The sequence below is a fragment of the Cyclobacterium jeungdonense genome (assembly GCF_010994275.1).
Taxonomy (GTDB): domain Bacteria; phylum Bacteroidota; class Bacteroidia; order Cytophagales; family Cyclobacteriaceae; genus Cyclobacterium; species Cyclobacterium jeungdonense.
This window is the reverse complement of the sequence record NZ_WMCD01000018.1, coordinates 1-19,014: the sequence shown is the minus strand read 5'-3', so window position 1 is coordinate 19,014 and position 19,014 is coordinate 1. Positions and strand designations below refer to the sequence as shown.

Annotated in this window: 21 protein-coding genes and 1 pseudogene; 11 read left to right on the top strand and 11 right to left on the bottom strand. The window is 46.3% G+C overall.

Translation table 11 applies throughout. The features are described from left to right. Nucleotides 1-12 precede the first annotated feature (12 nt). The 4 genes from GKS34_RS22590 to ubiE all read right to left on the bottom strand — a co-directional run bounded on the left by GKS34_RS22590 (nucleotide 13) and on the right by ubiE (nucleotide 3,059). Complete coding sequence (locus tag GKS34_RS22590) at nucleotides 13-792, bottom strand: M15 family metallopeptidase (protein ID WP_163387320.1); 780 nt, start codon at nucleotides 790-792, stop codon at nucleotides 13-15. Then, a complete protein-coding gene (locus GKS34_RS22585; protein WP_163387318.1) occupies nucleotides 789-1,550 on the bottom strand; it encodes an SDR family NAD(P)-dependent oxidoreductase in 762 nt (253 codons plus the stop codon). Before GKS34_RS22585 ends, GKS34_RS22590 begins: the two co-directional genes overlap by 4 nt. Nucleotides 1,551-1,611: 61 nt before the next feature. Beyond that, nucleotides 1,612-2,388 carry a type IX secretion/gliding motility protein PorT/SprT gene (porT, locus tag GKS34_RS22580; RefSeq protein WP_163387316.1) on the bottom strand — a complete coding sequence of 259 codons (777 nt, stop codon included), beginning with the start codon at nucleotides 2,386-2,388 and terminating at the stop codon, nucleotides 1,612-1,614. Beyond that, nucleotides 2,337-3,059, bottom strand: a complete 723-nt coding sequence (ubiE, locus tag GKS34_RS22575; protein WP_163387314.1) for a bifunctional demethylmenaquinone methyltransferase/2-methoxy-6-polyprenyl-1,4-benzoquinol methylase UbiE — start codon at nucleotides 3,057-3,059, stop codon at nucleotides 2,337-2,339. Before ubiE ends, porT begins: the two co-directional genes overlap by 52 nt. A gap of 115 nt (nucleotides 3,060-3,174) precedes the next feature. On the opposite strand from ubiE, the gene yihA reads away from it, so the two are divergent. The 3 genes from yihA to GKS34_RS22560 are packed head-to-tail and all read left to right on the top strand — an operon-like array spanning nucleotide 3,175 to nucleotide 4,615. Beyond that, the gene (gene yihA / locus GKS34_RS22570) at nucleotides 3,175-3,780 is read left to right on the top strand and encodes a ribosome biogenesis GTP-binding protein YihA/YsxC (RefSeq protein WP_163387313.1); all 606 of its coding nucleotides are present in this window, start codon (nucleotides 3,175-3,177) and stop codon (nucleotides 3,778-3,780) included. Between the two features lie 59 nt (nucleotides 3,781-3,839). Then, entirely contained in the window at nucleotides 3,840-4,301 is a 462-nt protein-coding gene (locus GKS34_RS22565; protein WP_163387377.1) for a DUF5606 family protein, read from the top strand. Next, nucleotides 4,298-4,615, top strand: a complete 318-nt coding sequence (locus GKS34_RS22560; protein ID WP_163387311.1) for a hypothetical protein — start codon at nucleotides 4,298-4,300, stop codon at nucleotides 4,613-4,615. Before GKS34_RS22565 ends, GKS34_RS22560 begins: the two co-directional genes overlap by 4 nt. Here GKS34_RS22560 and fbp read toward each other — a convergent pair. Then, nucleotides 4,612-5,628 (bottom strand): class 1 fructose-bisphosphatase, encoded by a 1,017-nt coding sequence (gene fbp, locus GKS34_RS22555; RefSeq protein WP_163387309.1) that lies wholly within the window; start codon nucleotides 5,626-5,628, stop codon nucleotides 4,612-4,614. The two genes, GKS34_RS22560 and fbp, sit on opposite strands and share 4 nt — an antisense overlap. A gap of 55 nt (nucleotides 5,629-5,683) precedes the next feature. Between fbp and GKS34_RS22550 the strand changes: the two genes are divergently transcribed. Then, nucleotides 5,684-6,961 carry an aspartate kinase gene (locus GKS34_RS22550; RefSeq protein WP_163387308.1) on the top strand — a complete coding sequence of 426 codons (1,278 nt, stop codon included), beginning with the start codon at nucleotides 5,684-5,686 and terminating at the stop codon, nucleotides 6,959-6,961. 18 nt (nucleotides 6,962-6,979) lie between these two features. Here the strand turns inward: GKS34_RS22550 and GKS34_RS22545 are convergent, their stop codons facing one another. Together GKS34_RS22545 and GKS34_RS22540 are read right to left on the bottom strand one after the other, a co-directional pair. After that, entirely contained in the window at nucleotides 6,980-7,855 is an 876-nt protein-coding gene (locus tag GKS34_RS22545; RefSeq protein ID WP_163387306.1) for a fructosamine kinase family protein, read from the bottom strand. Beyond that, nucleotides 7,842-8,408, bottom strand: coding sequence for a low molecular weight protein-tyrosine-phosphatase (locus tag GKS34_RS22540; RefSeq protein ID WP_317168003.1), 567 nt, complete (start codon nucleotides 8,406-8,408; stop codon nucleotides 7,842-7,844). Before GKS34_RS22540 ends, GKS34_RS22545 begins: the two co-directional genes overlap by 14 nt. A 94-nt stretch (nucleotides 8,409-8,502) precedes the next feature. Here GKS34_RS22540 and GKS34_RS22535 point away from each other — a divergent pair, with 94 nt between their 5' ends. The 6 genes from GKS34_RS22535 to GKS34_RS22510 all read left to right on the top strand — a co-directional run bounded on the left by GKS34_RS22535 (nucleotide 8,503) and on the right by GKS34_RS22510 (nucleotide 14,042). Then, nucleotides 8,503-8,916 (top strand): Fur family transcriptional regulator, encoded by a 414-nt coding sequence (locus GKS34_RS22535; RefSeq protein WP_163387304.1) that lies wholly within the window; start codon nucleotides 8,503-8,505, stop codon nucleotides 8,914-8,916. A 50-nt stretch (nucleotides 8,917-8,966) separates the two neighbouring features. Next, nucleotides 8,967-9,596, top strand: a complete 630-nt coding sequence (locus GKS34_RS22530) for a peroxiredoxin (protein ID WP_163387302.1) — start codon at nucleotides 8,967-8,969, stop codon at nucleotides 9,594-9,596. 118 nt (nucleotides 9,597-9,714) lie between these two features. Further along, on the top strand, nucleotides 9,715-10,389 hold the full coding sequence (locus tag GKS34_RS22525; RefSeq protein ID WP_163387300.1) for a glycosyltransferase family 2 protein: 675 nt from the start codon (nucleotides 9,715-9,717) through the stop codon (nucleotides 10,387-10,389). A 75-nt stretch (nucleotides 10,390-10,464) separates the two neighbouring features. After that, a complete protein-coding gene (locus tag GKS34_RS22520; protein WP_163387298.1) occupies nucleotides 10,465-12,402 on the top strand; it encodes a heavy metal translocating P-type ATPase in 1,938 nt (645 codons plus the stop codon). 12 nt (nucleotides 12,403-12,414) lie between these two features. After that, nucleotides 12,415-12,987 carry a pyridoxamine 5'-phosphate oxidase family protein gene (locus GKS34_RS22515; RefSeq protein WP_163387296.1) on the top strand — a complete coding sequence of 191 codons (573 nt, stop codon included), beginning with the start codon at nucleotides 12,415-12,417 and terminating at the stop codon, nucleotides 12,985-12,987. Nucleotides 12,988-13,085: 98 nt separating this feature from the next. Beyond that, on the top strand, nucleotides 13,086-14,042 hold the full coding sequence (locus tag GKS34_RS22510) for a sugar phosphate isomerase/epimerase family protein (protein ID WP_163387295.1): 957 nt from the start codon (nucleotides 13,086-13,088) through the stop codon (nucleotides 14,040-14,042). On the opposite strand, the gene GKS34_RS22505 is transcribed toward GKS34_RS22510, so the two are convergent. From GKS34_RS22505 to GKS34_RS22495, 3 genes are read right to left on the bottom strand one after another with little or no spacing between them, the layout of a single operon-like run. Further along, entirely contained in the window at nucleotides 14,039-14,617 is a 579-nt protein-coding gene (locus tag GKS34_RS22505; protein ID WP_163387293.1) for a LutC/YkgG family protein, read from the bottom strand. The two genes, GKS34_RS22510 and GKS34_RS22505, sit on opposite strands and share 4 nt — an antisense overlap. Next, nucleotides 14,607-15,989: a lactate utilization protein B gene (locus tag GKS34_RS22500; RefSeq protein WP_163387291.1), complete on the bottom strand. Its 1,383-nt coding sequence runs from the start codon at nucleotides 15,987-15,989 to the stop codon at nucleotides 14,607-14,609. The genes GKS34_RS22505 and GKS34_RS22500 overlap by 11 nt, the downstream gene beginning before the upstream one ends. Before the next feature lie 12 nt (nucleotides 15,990-16,001). Next, nucleotides 16,002-16,730: a (Fe-S)-binding protein gene (locus GKS34_RS22495; protein WP_163387289.1), complete on the bottom strand. Its 729-nt coding sequence runs from the start codon at nucleotides 16,728-16,730 to the stop codon at nucleotides 16,002-16,004. A gap of 516 nt (nucleotides 16,731-17,246) precedes the next feature. Here GKS34_RS22495 and GKS34_RS23540 point away from each other — a divergent pair. Beyond that, a pseudogene (locus GKS34_RS23540) lies at nucleotides 17,247-17,432 on the top strand (IS1595 family transposase); the annotation flags it as partial. A 78-nt stretch (nucleotides 17,433-17,510) separates the two neighbouring features. Here the strand turns inward: GKS34_RS23540 and GKS34_RS22485 are convergent. Continuing rightward, nucleotides 17,511-18,662 (bottom strand): NHL repeat-containing protein, encoded by a 1,152-nt coding sequence (locus tag GKS34_RS22485; protein WP_163387287.1) that lies wholly within the window; start codon nucleotides 18,660-18,662, stop codon nucleotides 17,511-17,513. Nucleotides 18,663-19,014: the final 352 nt, after the last annotated feature.

Below are 19,014 nucleotides of genomic sequence, written 5' to 3'. Positions count from 1 at the left end.
ATTATACAATTATTATTTCACAATGTCGAATTTCTCCCCGGCAACTTTACGGCTATAGGCATTAAAATGCCACCATTCGGAACCAATGCCTGTAAAGCCAGCCTTTTTCATGACCTCTCTCAGTATTTTTCGATTGGCTACCTGTTCCTCACTGATCCTTCCCTCCTGCAACATCTGATCTTCCCGGTCAGGATAGGCAGGATAGCCAAAATAATCGTAGCCTGTACCCATATCCAATGGATCACCCGTTTCTTTCGAAGCAAGGGTCAGGTCTATCGCCACGCCGAAGTTGTGAAGGCTTCCTTTCATGGGATCGGCCACATAAAGGGGTTTGAGGCTGTCCGGTTTGTCCAGTTCATCCCAGAGTATCTGTTGCACCGATTGGGGTCGTACAGCATCGTAGATCAAAAAAGTTAATTCCGGATACCGAACAGACAGTTCCTGATAGGCTTCTTCCAGCATCTCCGCCACTTCAGGCTGCATGTAGCAGCGGGATAAGGACCCGTATACATTTTTACCAAAAAAATTATCGGTTGTAGCGTACTTCAGCTCCACCCGCACTTCAGGAATGACTTCTTGTATATCTACCAAACCCGCTGCAATCAATCGCCGCTCCAGCTCTCCTATTTCCTCATGCCGCTGGGGTTCCTCCACTTTCGCTTCTGCGGAAAGAGAGTCCTTAGTAGCTGCAAGTTCCATAGATTCATTTCCCGGATTGTCCCGGCTCCTTTCTTCAGACCCGGGATCACAGGCCATGGCCAGTAACAGCAGTATCCACAAACTATGGTTCATGATTCCTCTTTATGCAGCAGCGTTGTACTCGCCTGGGCTGTGGGCAAAATGATTACGTCAGCCAGCACCACATGAGGTGGGCGGGTGACAGCATAGCGGACCAGGTCGGCTACGTCCTCCGCTTTCAGGGGTTCGAAGCCCTTGTATACCCCGGCTGCTCTTTCATCATCGCCTTTGAACCGTACCAGCGAGAATTCAGTGTCCACCAAACCGGGATTGATCGCCATGACTTTGATACCATAAGGATTCAGGTCCAGGCGCATACCCTTGGTAATCGCGTCTACTGCGTGTTTTGAGCCACAGTATACGTTTCCTTTAGGGTACACCTCCTTGCCCGCAGTAGAGCCTATATTGATGATTTGACCCGCTTTTCGCTCCACCATGCCTGGAATGATCTTTTTGGAAACGTAAAGCAGTCCTTTTACATTGATATCCATCATGGCATCCCAATCCTCCACGCTGCCGTCTTGAATGGGATCCAGTCCATGAGCATTGCCGGCATTATTGATGAGTACGTTTATGGATTGCCATTCCGCAGGCAAGGAATCTATAGCAGCGTATACGGCATCTTTATCCCTGACGTCAAATACCAGAAAATGATACGGAGTTCCTTTAGGTAGTTCCTTTTGGAGGGCTTCCAGCCTCTCTTTTCTCCGGCCACAACCAATGATAGCAAAACCTTCTTCCGCCAGGTAACGTGCGCAGGCTTTTCCTATCCCGGAAGTAGCTCCGGTGATAAATGCGATTTTCTTTTCCATAAGGAAATATAAAATTTTTCCGCCTGGATCAAAAACCAAACCGCAGCGAATGCACCAGCTGCTACTGAAAATTAAGGTAAAGTGTAATGGATTTTCGGCGAATGTCCTGTATCGCTCCAACTATTCTTTCGTCCGAATGGCCGGGCTGGTAAAGGTTCATCAGCCCATGTGAAAAACGAATTTCCGGAGAAAATTTAAAGTATTGGAAATACAGATCAAACCCCAGCCCCAACTCTACAGCCAGGTCTTTTCCCTTAAGCACTACCGGATCCTCATTGGCTTCTTCCTGATTTTTGGTACGGATTTGCCCGTTTACGCCTCCAATGAAATACATCCGGGTATTATTAAACCGCTCTGATTTGTACTTCACCAAAAGTGGAAATTCTACCAGTGTTTCTTCGGTGAGTAAAGGGACGGTGCTGATACCGGTCCCATTGGGGCTATCGGCATCATCAGTGAAGAGCTGCACCTCCGTCCGGTATTCATAGAAACCCACTTTGGGGGTAAAAAGCAGGTTAACCTGATCGTGCAGGCGACCCGTTACCAAAAAGCCTAAGGCAAATCCCGGAGAAAAAACCGGCATAATAGCCCTTACATTATGCAGGTTCGTGTAATCGGGGTCAACAAAATTATCAGAATACTTAATACGCAGGCTGCTGTTATGGGCGGCTAGAAAAAACCCATAGGAAAGCGACTGGTCGTCGCTACCCGAATTATTAAAAATTAAATTTCTTTCCTGAGCCGCTGTTGTAAAGGCCAGTCCAAGTGATAAAATAACAATCAGGGCTATTTTATACCGGTATAAATTGAGCTGATGCCGAAGGTGAGGGTTTTGCATTGCGTTTGTTTGAAGCCTACTTTTTCAAGGATGCCGAGAAAATCCCTTCCATCCGGAAATGCCTTTACCGACTCTGGTAAATAGGTGTAAGCCGAATGGTCTTTTGATATCATTCTACCAATCTGAGGTAAAATATATTTAAAATAAAAGGAATAACCCTGTTTCATCGGGAATTTTTTTGGTTTGGAAAATTCAAGAATGACGGTTTTACCTCCGGGTTTCAACACCCGGTACATATCTGCCAATCCTTTTTCCAAATTTTCAAAGTTCCTGACACCAAAAGAAACGATGACTGCATCAAACTTATTTTCCTGAAAGAGCAACTTTTCCGAATCTCCCAATTGCAATTCAATCAGGTGTTCCAGTTTTTTTTGCTTCATTTTCTTCCGGCCTTCCTGAAGCATGCCTTCTGAAATATCTACGCCAATCACTTTTTCTGGTTTAAGCGCAAGGGCTTCAATGGCAAAATCCCCGGTACCGGTGGCAATATCCAAAATAAGTTTCGGCTGGTCCTTTTGAAGCATCTTAATGGCTTTCTTGCGCCAGATAATGTCAATACCTAAACTCAGAAGGTGGTTCAGCAGGTCGTATTTCTTGCTGATATTATCAAACATGCTGGCAACCTGTTGCTTTTTGCCTTCTTTTTTATCTTTGTAGGGAACTACGGACATGGCTTCTAATTTCGATACAATATTACTAAGTAAACCTGAGCATTGGAAAATTGTTAATGAAATATTGGTTTGGAGGCCATGATGGAAATTGGTTACCTTTGTGAAAAAAAGGGCCATGTTGAAAAATGCACGCTTTTTAATCAGTAATACGGATCATAAAAAATGTCCGCCCCCCACCAAACCGGAGTTTGCCTTTATCGGTCGGTCAAATGTCGGTAAAAGCTCCCTGATCAACATGCTCACCAATCACAAGCACCTGGCTAAAATTTCCGGAAGACCGGGTAAGACGCAGCTAATCAATCATTTTGTGATCAATGACCGCTGGTATATGGTAGACCTTCCCGGCTACGGTTTTGCCAAAGTAAACAAAAAACTGAAAGCTGACTGGGACAAAATGATTCGCGACTACCTCACGGGAAGGGAAAACCTGACAGCTGTATTTGTACTGATCGACAGCCGGCTTCCTCCTCAGAAAATCGACCTGGATTTTATCCAGTGGTGCGGACAGCTCGAAATGCCCGTGGCGCTTCTATTTACCAAAGCCGACAAACAGTCCCATTCCAAAACTTCTGAGAATGTACACCGTTTTCTGGATGAAATGGAAAGGCTATTTGTAGAAGCTCCCGAATTTTTCGTCACTTCTGCTATTAATCACCAGGGAAGGGACGAACTGATCCAATTCATTGAAGAAAACGTTACCGAATGGTACGGCGCCAACTGAGTTCCTTGGCCAATCCTGACGAAACCGTATATTTGCAGCCTGAAAACAAACTAGCTATCATGGAATTTAAAGACATCGCCACCGTTTCCGGAAAACCCGGCCTTTATAAAATACTCAAACCCAGTCGCAGCGGCGTTATCCTGGAGTCCCTGGATGACAAAAAAGGGAAATTAGTCGTAGGTGCAGCTCAGCGCGTTTCCCTACTCAGTGAAATTTCCATCTACACGCTAACCGAAGAGGGGGCCTCGCCCCTTAAAGAGGTGATGATCAAAATCGAAAAGGAATTTAAAGGCGATACCGGATTGGAAGGTGCTGAGAAAGAAGAATACCAAGCCTTCATGAAACATATTTTGCCAGAATTTGACGAAGACCGCGTTTATGCATCCGACGTCAAAAAGCTCATAAGCTGGTACCATATCATCCGTAAAGAATGTCCGGAAGTCCTTGAGGAAAAGCCGGAAACAGCATCCAAAAACTCCAAAGAGGAGAAAGATGAAGATACTGATAAAGGGGAAGAATGATCGATCCCGAAGCATCCGGGCCTGAGAGCATACAATCGGGAGCTGCTGATTTACAAAAATTGCTGCAGCTCCCGGCTATTCCTGAAGCAAGGGACAGGGAAAGTCTGGCTGCCGCCATAGCACCTACCGTCAGCCGTTTGCTAAACGGACAATTAGACAAATTATTACAGCTATGTTACCGGCTTGATCTGGATGAACAAAAGCTCCGAAGCATTCTATCCGAATGTCCTCCGGAAGAAATGACTCGCCGCCTTTCGCTGGCTATTGTTGACCGGCAACTAATAAAAGTCCATTACCGAAACAAATACCGTTAACTTTTCAAACTTTTCTCCAGACCCTTTACCATATTTTTTGATCCGATGTAAACAGGCGTTCGCTGATGTAAACTGCCAGGTACAATATCCAGGATCCGTTGTTCCCCATCAGAGGCTGCTCCACCTACCTGCTCCGCGATAAATGCCAGGGCATTGGCCTCGTACATCAACCTGATTTTACCATTGGGAGCCTGAGAAGTGGCCGGGTATAGGTAGATTCCACCCTTGAGCAGGTTTCTATGAAAGTCCGCAACCAAACTGCCTATGTACCTGGCGGAAGCTCCCCCTCTTTTGCAGGCCTCCAGGTACGATAAGATATTGGGGTTGATGTGTGGAGTCAAGCCCTCATTAATGGTATAAATGGCCCCGTCCTCAGGCATGCTCATATTGGGATGCGAAAGGAAAAATTCACCCAGGGACCTTTCGTAGGTAAAACCATTGGCCCCGTTACCAGTGGAATAGACAAGCATGGTGGAAGATCCATATAGGACGTACCCGGCTGCCACCTGTTCGGAACCCTTCTGCAACACATCCTCCTCCTTAATGGGCGAACCAGGCGCTGTTTTTCTGCGGTAAATCGAAAAGATGGTGCCAATTGAGACATTCACATCTATGTTGGAGGACCCATCCAGGGGGTCGATGGCCACTACGTACTTACCCTTGCTATTTTGAAGGTCGATGACCAGGTCTTCTTCTTCAGATACCACAGCACAGACCTCCCCACCTTTCGTCAATGCGCGCGTGAAGCGAACATTAGCTATCACATCCAGCTTCTGCTGTTCCTCTCCCTGTACATTGGTTTGGCCGAAGGCACCGGTGACATCTGATAGCCCTGCACGGCTGATCTCTCTGGATACAATTTTGGAAGCCAGTGCGATATCCCGCAATATCTGGGACAATTCACCGGTAGCAAATGGAAAATCTGCCTGTTTGCTTTTTATAAACCGGTCCAGGGTTACTCCAACTTTATAGGCCAGGTTACCGGTATCTTGTTTGTAAGGCTGTGTCTTCATACCTTTGAAGATAATTCATTATCTTCAATTCATTGGCCTTTCTTTTCGATTTTTCATGATACAACCCCTGGTCTACAAGTTTGGCGGTGCCTCTATAAAAGACGCTGCTGCCATTAAAAATATCGCCCAACTGGTAAAAAAACGATGGACTGCAAGCATGGTCCTGGTGGTCTCCGCAGCCGGCAAAACCACCGACCGACTGGAACAGCTAATCGCACTTTCCTTTCAGGGAAAGCGCTTCGACACCGAGTTAATCGAGTTATTGGACTACCATGAAGACCTCTGCCGGGGTCTTTTTTCAACGGATCATGCCATATTTTCCAGAGTAGATAATCAGTTTGCGCAGCTGCGACGACTTCTGGAAAACGATACACTGAAAGAAGAGGAAGGTTTTTTCTATGATCAGGTTATTGGCTATGGGGAGCTTATCTCCACCCGCATCCTTCAGGAGTACCTGTGTGAAACCGGTTCTCCCTGCCTTTGGCAGGATGCGCGGGAATTGGTGCGGACAGACTCTACTACCAAAATGGCCCGGGTAGACTGGGCGCTGACGATGCAGCATTGCCGGAGGACACTTATTCCCAAACTGGAAAAATTTCCAGTGGTCACCCAGGGCTTCATCGGTACGGATTTACTTGGCAACACCACCACCCTTGGAAGGGAAGGTTCGGACTTCACGGCTGCCATCCTTGGGGTCAGCCTGGGTGCTGCTTCCGTTACCATCTGGAAAGATGTAGCCGGTATACTCAACGGCGATCCGGATCTATTTCCAGATGCAGTCAAATTTGAATACCTTGATTTTGAAGAAGCGGCAGAAATGACCTATTACGGGGCAAAGGTAATTCACCCCAAAACCATTAAACCCCTGGCAAAACATAACATTCCGCTCTATGTCAAGTCCTTTGTCAATCCAGATGCGGCAGGGACGATTATCGGTTCCTTTGGTCAGGCACCCCGAATCCCGATCACCATTTTCAAAGATCACCTGACGCTCATCGATCTGCGAATCCGGGACCTTTCGATGGTGGGCGGGTTCCACTTTGAATTTATTTACGAGGTGGCCAAAAAAGCCAACTGGCGCATTCAACTAATACAGGCCTCTGCCGCCCACCTGCGCCTGGTGATACAAGACATGCCCTCCACTGAGGAGCAACTTGCCCGACCCTTCCGGGATGTTTTCCACGTCCAGATCAAAACTCATCTCAAAATGATTACGGTGAAAAATCCCACCGATGCCGAAATCAAGCATTACCGGCAGGTAACGGAAACATGCCACCTGGAACAAAAAAGCCCCGAACTTATTCAGTGGGTATACGAACAGGAAGAAGATTAATTTCATACCGAAGACCTATTAATCCAAAAACCGCTTCAGCGTTTGCTGGATCCCGGACAAATAGGCTTTTCCAAACAAATTGAGGTGTACCAATAGCGGATATAGGTTATATACAGCTACCCGTTCTTCAAAACCTGGTTCCAGTGGAAAAACATTATGATACGCTTCGTAGAAACGGGAATCAAACCCTCCAAATAAGCGTGAAAAGGCCAGGTCCACTTCACGGTGCCCAAAATAAACAGCAGGATCGATCAGAGCCGGTGACCCAACTGCATCCGGAAGAACGTTTCCCGACCAAAGGTCACCGTGTAACAGCGCAGGTTTTTCCACTGGAAAAAAATCTTCTAAAAAAGGATAAATGCTTCGAAAACGATCTAAAAATTTCTCGCCAACCAGTTGATTGTAATAGGCCAGCTGCAATTGGGGCTCCAGCCTTTTTTCCACAAAAAAATCAAACCAACGGTCTTTCCAGTCATTACTTTGGGGCAAAATAGCGATGTAATTGTTTCGATCCAGTCCAAAGGCCTTTGCCGTGCACATATGTAACTCGGCCAGTCCTTCTCCCAGCCTTTCTGAATAATCTCCCTTTTTAGGTGTACTGGGAATCCAGTCCATCAATAAAAAATGTCGGTCCTCGTAACTTCCTTGCGCGAGGGTTTGGGGAACATAAAGGCTACAGTTTGTCCTGATCCAGTCCAGGCCTTCACGTTCGCGTTTAAAAATATCCGTAGTGGTTTCATGGTTCGTTTTTAAAAAGTAAGCCCCCTGGTCTGTTTGAAGGAAAATGGCCTGATTTCGGGTGCCAGCCGCCACCAGCTGGTATTGCTGCACGGTACAGGACTCCCCAAAAGCCAGCAGCATGGCATGGGCAAAAAGTCCCTCAAGAGATTCCATTCAATCGGTGATTTTTTTCCAGTTCGCCTATGAATCCGTCCAGGGCCTCGTCCAGGATTTCAAAGACTTTTTGAAACCCGTCCTCGCCTCCATAATAAGGGTCGGGAACTTCCAAAAACTCGGGAGCAAGCTGGAATTCCCGCATCAGGTGCAGATTTTTGGCAGGTATACCTACCTTTTGTGACAGCTGCATGATGTTTTCCAGATTGGATTGGTCCATGGCTATCAGGTAATCAAAATTCCGGAAATCTGTACGGTGCAATTGCCGCCCCCGATGGTCCATTTCGATCCCGTTCCTCCTGGCGCAGTTCATTGCCCGTTCATCGGGGAGCTCTCCAATATGGTAATCCGAAGTTCCGCAGCTATCGGCAAACACCTGCTCTCTATAACCTTTATGGCAAATTTTATGGGAGAATAATGCTTCAGCCAGAGGAGAGCGGCAAATGTTGCCTAAGCAAACAAACAAGACTTTAATCATAAAATCATCGTTTTCCGGGATTTCCCTGCCTAACCCAGCGATTCGGTCCGACAGGTTGAATGAATTAACTTTCAATTTAAAAAAATGAACGAACTATCCATATGATTTTTATGAAATAATGCCTACTTTTGCGGACTGATTCCCAAATAGGAATGAGTATCAACTAAAAATGGATTTCCAAACGCTAAAAAATAAGATCACTTCCGGAGGCTTGAAATTCACCCATCAGCGAATGGTTATTTATGAGGTGCTTTGCAGTTCCGAGGACCATCCTACAGCGGAAATGGTTTTTTCCCGGGTAAAAGAAGCCAATCCCGGCCTATCCAAGGGAACCGTGTACAAAACCCTTGATAGCTTCGTTCATGCCAACATGGTTCAAAAATTTACCGATGACCTGGGCCTGATGCGATTTGATCCTGTATTGGAGTCCCACAGTCACCTATACTGTAGCAAAAGCAAAAAAATAAGGGACTATAAAAATACCGGTTTGGAAAAAATGTTAAAAAAGTACTTTGAGGAGAACCAAATTGATGGCTTTGAAGTTGAAGAAGTATCATTGGTAATCAAAGGAAAAACGAAATAATTTTCTAAATACCATCGTTAAATTATCTATAAACAATTAAAATTTATTTTATGTCACTAGTTGGAAAAAAAGCACCTTTAATTAACGCACCTGCTGTAATAGATGGAGAAGAAATCGTAGAAAACTTCTCTCTTGATCAGTACCTCGGTAATAAAGATGTGATTTTCTTTTTTTACCCCAAGGATTTTACCTTCGTCTGCCCAACTGAAATTTTGGCATTCCAGGAAAAACTGGAAGAATTCGAAAAAAGAGGTGTGGCGGTTGTTGGCGCTTCCTGTGATACGGAAGAGTCTCACCTGGCTTGGTTAAATACTCCTAAAGAAGAGGGAGGAATTCAAGGTGTAACCTATCCGCTCGTTGCCGACCCGGTAAAAACAATTGCTCATAATTTTGGCGTACTAGCCGGTGATTGGAACTACAACGAAGAAGGAGAACTAACCTATGAAGGACTCCCTGTAGCGTACCGCGCCACTTTCCTTATTGACAAAGAAGGAACCATTCGACACGAAACCGTAAACGACCTGCCTTTAGGAAGAAATATCGACGAAATGCTTCGATTGATTGATGCCTTAAGACACGTAGAAAAATACGGCGAAGTATGCCCTGCTAATTGGGAAGAAGGCAAAGAAGCCATGAGTGCTACCCGTGAGGGAGTTGCCTCTTACCTCGCTAAAAATTAATGCCGAAAATCGGATAGTTAGCAAGCCCTGCCTCAACAGCAGGGCTTTTTTTATGTTTTTTGTTAGTTTTTTCTCCTGCAGCCAACCTTTTTAGCCTTTGATAGTTTATTTTAGTGGCATGGACCAACCACCGTCAATTTCCATATTGATCGCTACTTATAATACTCCTTTTCCTCTGGTAAAACGAGCCCTCAATTCCGTGTGGAGGCAAACCAATCAGGATTTCGAGGTTATTCTTGTGGATGATGGCAGCACACGGGACCCCCAAAATCAACTTTTTAACCTTTGCAAAGGTCAGGAAGAACGGCTGCTCTTTCTTCGCCAGAAAAACCAGGGGCAATCCCGTGCTATCAACCGCGCTGTCTCCCTCAGCAGTGGCAGGTACCTTTCCATATTGGATGCAGACGATGAATACATGCCCGAACACCTGCAAGCCTGCCTTGAACAAATGGACAGTTATGACCTGATTGCGTCTACTACTCGTACCATTGTTACCAAGGAAGAGGATTACTTTGTCACCGACCGACACCAACCAAACCGGCTAATACACGTAGACGACTGCATTCTATTTGCGACTTTGTTTGGAAAAAGAGAAGTATTCAAACGCAAAGCGTTTATAGATGGATATGCTGCCGATGCCGATTTTTTTGAATGGGCCAAAAAACGATTCAAGGTGGGCAAAGTCGATTTGAGAACCTATGTCTATTACCGAAACCACCCCGATAGTACCTGCGAGCGCATGAAAATCAAATTTTCAGGGAAAAAAGAAAACGCCTCTTTCAGGCAAAATTAAATTTCCTTTTCGTGTCAATTGCAATTTCCGTGCACGAGTTTTAATTGTACCTTTGGCCGAAACGAAACAAAGACCATGGGCTTTCCTTCTCCCTCCCAGGATTCCTGCTGTGATCAACCATCCGATTCTCCGGAAACCAGTGCATCCACATGGTCCCGAAGGTGGGGGCTGTGGAAGAGCAGTATCTTAAGTTTGCTCACGCTACTCCTGGCGGTAGGAGGCGAATACCTATTCCCCCATCAAGTTTTCACGGTAACTGCCTGGCTGCCCCTGTACCTGCTGGCTTATGTTTTGGTGGGATGGCCGGTTTTAAAAAGGGGGGGACAGCTGATCCTTCAGGGAGAAGTGTTTACGGAGTTTTTTTTAATGGGTATCGCCACCATAGGTGCCTTTGCCATCGGGGAATACCCGGAAGCAGTAGCCGTCATGCTGTTCTACACCATCGGCGAAGTATTGCAACACCAGGCTGTAAGCAAAGCAAAAGGAAATGTCCAGGCCTTGCTGGATTTGCGCCCAAACCGGGCCCGGGTTATCCGCGAAGGTAAGCGGCAATGGGTACAGCCGGAAAAAGTGAACATCGGAGAAACCCTCGAAATCCGGGCAGGTGAAAGTGTGCCGCTGGATGGGGTGTTACAAGAAAGTTACGGAAACTTTAATACTGCGGCCATTACCGGTGAAAGCATGCCTACTCGGATTTCCAAGGGAAACGAAGTGCTGGCAGGAATGGTGAATCTCCAAAACCTGATCACCCTTCGGGTTTCTCGCTCCTTTCAGGAAAGTTCCCTTTCAAAGATCATCCGTACAGTCCAACAGGCAACGGCAAAAAAAGCGAAAACCGAGCAGTTTATCCGCAAATTCGCCAAAGTATACACGCCCATTGTTACCTACCTGGCCTTAGCCTTAGTGGTACTTCCCTACTTTTTTGTCAGCGATTACCAATTTAGCGACTGGCTGTACCGTGCCCTGGTATTTCTGGTCATTTCTTGTCCCTGTGCGCTGGTGATTTCCATTCCCCTGGGCTATTTTGGAGGCATCGGAGCGGCTTCCAGAAAAGGCATCCTCTTCAAGGGCTCCAACTACCTGGACCTGATTACACAAGTCAACACCGTGATTTTCGATAAAACCGGAACCCTGACGAAAGGCGTGTTTTCGGTGCAGCAGGAAGAAGCGGCGGCTACTGCTGATCCGGATTGGAAATTGCTCGCCATCAGTCTTGAGGCTAAGTCCAACCACCCCATTGCCCTGGCATTGGTGAAGCACCTGGGAAAACCCACTGATTCTGTATTGGGACTGGAGGAACATGCCGGCCAGGGATTATCGGGACAGGTTCACGGAAAACAGGTGCTGGTAGGTAACCGATCCCTAATGAAAGCCAAAACCATCCCTGACCTGCCAAAAACGTCCCTTCCTGGCAAAACGCTCGTATATGCCGCCGTGGATGGGGAATATTGTGGGTATTTCGCACTCGCAGATGAAATCAAATCAGATGCCCTGGAAGCCTTTACCGAATTACGGAAACTTGGCATTTCCGAAACGGGCATCTTGTCGGGGGACAGGCAGGAGATTGTACAGACCCTGGGCAAGGAGCTGGGAGCCGACTTTGCTTATGGAGGGCTACTACCGGATCAAAAAAGCAGCCGTCTGGAAGAGCTGAAACGCAAGTCCGGGAGCAAGATCGCATTTGTGGGGGATGGTATTAATGATGCGCCGGCCCTCGCTGTAGCAGACCTGGGTATTGCCATGGGGGCCATGGGTAGTGACCTGGCCATAGAAACTGCGGATGTGGTGATCCAAACCGACCACCCCTCCCGGGTAGCACTAGCGGTGCGCATCGGCAAGACTACCCGACACATTGTTTGGCAAAACATTGGCCTGGCCTTTGGGGTTAAATTACTGGTTTTAATGTTGGGTGCCCTGGGTTTAGCTGGTATGTGGGAAGCGGTTTTTGCCGATGTCGGCGTGGCACTACTGGCCATCCTTAACGCCATTCGAATCACCAAAATTTATAAGTAAATCCTTCGAAGCATGCTTTTTAAAGAAACCGATTCATTAGCAGCAATTTGGGACACCGTCAGGCGTGAGTTGCATCGGGGAGCCGGGGATAGCAAACATCCCTTTCACTTTGTGACCATGGCCACCCTTTCGGCTAAACAGCCAGACACCCGCTATGTCGTATTGCGCCAATTGGACGAAAACCTCTGCTTTCACATCTTTACTGACAGCCGTAGCCATAAAGTTAACCAACTGATTCTCAACCCAGCGGTTACCTTGCTTTTTTACCATTCCCGGAAGCGCTGCCAGGTAAAAGTGCAGGGAACGGCAACAATCCATCAACGGGATTCACTAAGCAAAAGGCATTGGGAAAAGGTGCAAGGTGAAGCCCAAAAAGCCTATCAGGGTATGGTCACTCCCGGAAAGGAGGTAGCTAATCCAACAGATGCTCATGTTTGGGAGGAGGAAAAAGGAGATGCTTATTTTACGGTCGTAGCGATTCAGCCTTTTTCTATCGAATGCCTGCAACTGGACGGCCTGCGTCACCTGAGAAATCGATTTTACAAAGAGGGAGATGAGTGGAAGGGCATTTGGCTGGCTCCGTAACGTACTTACCATTCCTGTACAGAGTAATTGTTGTTAAAAAATAAAAGTTCTATCTTGAGTTTCTTTATTTTACAAGCAGTAACCTTTACTCTAAACACATGCATAACAGAAGAGACTTTATCAAAAAGACCGGAATCGCTTCGGCTTTTTTCGGTTTGGGCCTGGGAAATCACGCTTTTTCCATGGCACCGAGGGCCGACTTGTACAAGATATCCCTGGCCGAATGGTCGGTCAATAAATTGCTGTTCTCCGATAAAATGGATCACCTGGATTTTCCAGTGTTGGCAAAAAAACACGGCATCCACGCAGTGGAATACGTCAACCAGTTTTTTATGGATAAAGCCAAGGATCAGAATTACCTCAGGGAAATGAAAACCCGCGCGGAGGGAGAGGGGGTAACCTCGGTATTGATCATGTGTGACCGGGAAGGGCAGTTAGGTGCCGCAGATGCTGCCGAGCGGGCAACCACCGTGGAAAACCACAAAAAATGGGTAGACGCCGCCAAGTTCCTCGGTTGTCACGCTATCCGAGTAAATGGCTATTCTTCGGTAGACTACAGTTCCGACCGGCAGGCCTTTAAGGAATCCATGAACCTGGTGGCGGATGGATTGCATCAGCTTTGCGAATATGCCGATACCATGGATATCGGTGTTACTATAGAGAATCATGGAGGTTTTTCCAGCAATGCCAAATGGCTTTCCGGGGTGATGAAAGCCGCAGATCATCCCCGTGCAGGTACACTACCGGATTTTGGAAATTTTCAGATCAGTCCTAATGAGGGAGGACAACCCATTTCCTATGATTCTTACAAAGGGGTAAAGGAATTGATGCCTTATGCTCAGGGTGTCAGTGTGAAAACCACCGTCTGGGACAACAAAGGCAATCAGTCCCCGCTGGACTATGAAAAGATGATGCGGATTGTGCTGAAAGCAGGCTACCGCTCCTGGTGTGGCATCGAATACGGAGAAGCCGGCAGGGAATGGGAAAGCATCGTGGAAGTCAGGGAACAATTAGAGGCTACCGAGGCAGCACTTCAGGGCTCCTTTTCCGCTTAATCCATCAAAAACACGGTCATGCTTCGAGGGCCATGTGCCCCAATAACCAGCGATTGCTCGATATCAGCGGTTTTGGAAGGACCGGCAATAAACACCCCATAGCCGGGACCTTCCACGTTGATACGTGTATACACCTCGTGCATGTTACCCAGTAACCGGTCCTTTTTCAGCAGCACAATCAGATGCTGCGCGATAAAAGGCAGGGCTCTATGGTGTAGCTTTTCTTCTGGTAACCAGATCGCTGCATTTTCGGCTACTCCCCATTCCCCTTCCAGGATGGCCAACTCTACGTGCTCCAGTTCGCGTGGATCATCTGCCATGTTGACATCGAAATTTCCTGAAACTTTTTCGCTAAGCGATACGATCATTTGGCTATTTCGAAAGTGCGTCTCCAGGTAATCGGTAACATCATTGAAACTTTTCGCTTCCCGGGCCTCTCCTCCATTCAGTGCAAGACTTTGGCGGAATTGTTCGGTCAAATTATTATCGTAAGGGAATTCAGGCTGTTCCGGCAAGGGCAGCAGATCTGGCTTATTGGCTTGTATGGCAGCCAGGATGCTTTCTTTACTTGTCATGGTTACGGTTTTTTCGGTACCAGTCTTTGAAAGTTTCTTTGGGAACTTCCGGTAGTTCGCGGTGCTTGCCCCAGGCATTGAAGCTATTGTACACAAATCCTCGGGGGCTGATGGAAAGCGACTTTCGAGCCATTTTTCCCATCAGTTCAAACAGCCTGGGTTTGGACATTACCTGCCCGCCAAAGCGCATGGCCCATCTTTTGGATACCTGGGGTGGTCCTTCCTTGGTGATGACCTGCCGCCATTTGTAAAGTTGTTCGTGTATATTAATTTTCACCGGACACACGTCCGAACAAGAGCCACAGAGGGTAGAAGCAAAAGGCAGCGTGCTGTGTTTGTTGAGATCCATTCCGGGAGAAAGTATGGAACCAATTGGCCCTGGTACAGTGGAGTTATAACTAAAGCCACTACTTCTCCGGTAAATGGGACAGGTATTCATGCAGGCACCACAACGTATACACTTGAGGGAATTTCGAAAATCCTCCCTGCCTAACTGCTTGGTTCGTCCATTGTCCACCAAAATAAGGTACATTTTTTTGCCCTTCCGGGGGCGATGGAAATGCGAGGTATAGTTGGTGATACTTTGTCCGGTAGCACTCCTGGCCAATAGCCGCAGATACACCCCCAGGTCCGCAGCACGGGGAATCAATTTCTCTATGCCCATACAGGCTATATGTATATCGGCAAGGTGGGTGCCCATATCCGCATTCCCTTCGTTGGTACATACCACAAAACCTCCCGTCTCAGCGATTCCAAAATTCACACCCGTAATGGCCGCATGGGCCTGGATGAATTTTTGCCTCAGGTGTTGTCGGGCTGCCTCGGTAAGGTACTTGGGATCATCAGCCCCTGCATCGGTACCCAGGTGCTCGTGAAAGATATCCCCGATTTCCTTTTTCTTCAGGTGTATAGCCGGCATGACGATATGGCTTGGCACTTGCTTATTGAACTGAATGATCCGCTCCCCCAAATCGGTGTCAACGACATCATAGCCCTTGTCTTCAAGGAAATGATTCAAGCCGCACTCTTCTGTCAGGATGGATTTGCTTTTTACCAGTTGCTTCACCTGGTTTTCCTCTAGGATACGGAGTACGTGTTCGTTGTGCTCCTGAGCATCTTTAGCCCACAGCACTTCAATGCCGTTGGCCTGTGCCTTTTTTTCGAATTGAAGCAACAAGTTATCCAGATTGGAAAGCACGTGATCTTTTATCTGGGAAGCAAGGGTACGGAGCTGTTCCCACTCCGGTATTTTCTGCGCTGAAACATCCCGCTTACTGCGGACATGCCACAGGGTTTCGTCGTGCCAATGGCTTCGCTCGGAATCTTTCAGGAATTCAGCGGCTGCTGCTGCATGGGTTGGGGCTGCTTTCATGGTATACTGATTTTACTTATCGGGCTCCTGGCCATTCAGAATTTCTGCGATGTGCATCACTTTTATTGGACTTTTGTCCCTTCGTAACAGACCTTCCAGATGCATAAGGCATGACATATCCGCACCGGTAATCACTGCTACTCCCTGTTCCTGATGGTCCTGGATGCGGTCTTTTCCCATCTGTACGGAAATCGCTTCTTCAAAAACTGCAAAAGTACCGCCAAACCCGCAACACTCATCCTTCCTGGCCAGGTGGACCAGGTCAATGTCTTCGACCATTTCCAACAGGTGCAGGGGCTTGTTAAAATCTGGCACCATTAACTCCGAAGGCCTCGCTAGTCCAAGACCTCTCAGCCCGTGACAACTGGCGTGAAGGCCCACTTTATAAGGAAACCGGGACTTCAACTCCTTAACTTGAAGCACGTCGGTCATAAATTCACACAATTCGTATAGTTTTGGTTCGCCTTCCTTGTTAGAAAGAATATGCTCCTTGGCATGCAGGGTGCAGCTACCAGAAGGACAAACCACATAGTCAAATTCAGCAAAATTTTCCCGAAACAGGTCGGAAGCACCTTGACCGAATACCTCGTATCCTGAGTTGGCCATGGGCTGTCCGCAACAAGTTTGTTTCAAGGGGTAGGCTACCTCCACGCCCGCTTTTTCTAGCAGTTCCAATGTAGCAATGGCTGCTTTTGGGTAAAATTGCTCGACGTAACAGGGTATAAACAATCCGACTTTCATTCAGGGGAGGTGTTATGGGATATGTAACAAAATAGACTGGCCATTGTTGGCGTCATGCAATAAAGATAAGCATCAGAAGGTAATTCGCCAGTATTATCTACATAACTTTTCCCTTCCGATGCCTGACGGTTTACCGGGTAAGTAAGCCGTTTACAATTAAATCCGTGTTAAAAGTACAATAGCACCGAACAGGAACCATCCTGCACTGTGCTGATGATAGGGGTGGAAGCAGGAATCTTTTTGACTGCGGATTCTGCCATTCCTGAATGAATGTAATCTTTCGTTGTTGTATGCCGTTTTGGGAGTATTAACGTCCAGCTTTCGTGCTTATTCCTCAAGATTCAGTGTCAAATGCCCATCTAGTCCTTCTCTTATGATTCTCATTAAGGTAGATAGCCGGATATCACTTGCATTGTTCTCAATTCTGCAAATTTAATTTTTTTGAGGCACCAACTTAAATACATATTTATAGCCTAATAAATAGCTAAAATGGATATATTCAAAGGATAGAACCCGCTGGAATTTACTGATCGGTTCAAAACCAACGAAAATTGTAAGCAATATCTCTCCCAAATCAAATGGGAACCAGGGTATGCATGCAAAAATTGTGGTTACACCAAGTTTCAGGAACGTAAAGATTATTCACGTACCTGTAATATTTGTAGAAAGACGGAATCAGCTATGGCAAAGAGTTGGATTCACATCATATGGGAGCCGTCTATAGGCGCATTACGCCGTATATGGCTGCTTAAAAACCCGGTTTTTCCTTTTGCCTGGGATCTATTTTTCCATTTTCAGAACTGCGAATTTGCCTTTGTTCCAACCATGGACGAGTATGTATAATTGTTTGGACCCGTTTTCATTTACAACGTGTGGCCAAACTTGATGAATATTTGTCAGGACAGGTATATCCAGATCTCCGGGGACTATAGTCGATACCAAATTATCACCTGTATGTACATATACGGGCGCGGATTTTTGTTCGCCAATAGCACTTAGCGCATTTAGGAAATAGTGCTCAGCTTTATAAGAGAGGTTACAAACGAGACTCCCTTCCGGTATATCATTGAAAGTCTCTACAAACTTTCCTTTTTTAGTGAATTTCACAACCTGCCCTGCGGCTCTGTTGGCTACAAAAATATGTTTTTCATGGGCGTATATACCATGTGCGGTTTGAAACTGTCCGGGGTTGTTTCCCTTTCCACCCCATGCAAGTTTTCCCCAGCTCCATTTGCCTCCTTTTTCCTTAATTGTCATGACAAAATCTCCTTTGGAATACCCGTGGGCTACGTATAAGGTGCCATTCAAGTAGGTTACGTCTGTTACCCCAAAATTGCTGTCTTTTGATGCGAAGAACTCATTGGCGGGTTCAAATTTGAATTCGGTACCTGTAGGCTTCACAATTTCACTAACAATTTTTCCATCCAGGGTTAAAACCAGTACTCTTTTGCCCTCTTGTGCCAGGGCGAGGTATTTTTCACCCTTATGTACAAAGAAAACGATACCGTGAATATTATCTTTTAAACGCGAATCAGTTCCTATTGTTGACCATTTGGTAAGGTCGGGACTTATACTGCACAGGCCGTATCCGGGGATTCCAGTATATACGATTCCCGTTTCGGGATCTTCATTAAAACCGCCGTGCATTCCCGCTTCAAATTCCCGGGCACCTTCTGGAAAGGCAGCCGTTAATTCTTTATCCCAGGAAAATATAAATTCACCCTGGCCAGTTACCAGTTTTGCCTGCTCGGGAATGTTGTCGGATACTGATGACTCAACGTGATGATGCGCGATAGCAACATTTTCATGAGCATGGTGTGTGTGATCGTGGCTATGGGTATGGTTATGTTGAGTATCTTGCGCTACAGAGGTGATTGTAAATCCGAAATAGGTTATTAATGATAGTACAGCAAGTATCTTGTTCTTTAACATGGGTAGTGAGTTTATTTTATAATTTTAGTAAAGTTAAACATTTTCGTAAACTGGCTAAAACCAGCAATTAATTTTACACGGTGTTGCTCCGCTTTAGTCTATTTCATTGATAATTATCAAATTGAGCACAACGTTCTCGTATATCCTTCAGTGGTGAGGCAAATAAGCCTTTTCTAATTCAGATCAAGCCAGATGTAATAAAAATTCTTGGACGCTTGGGTTTTTTTCAAATCTCACCATTGAGGATATACGTTGTTGAACTCAACCTTCGGTAGCTAAAGGTTAACCGTTGGTATATTGCTCATAAACAAATCCTTATAATTATGAGCAAAATACGTAAAAATTACGGATG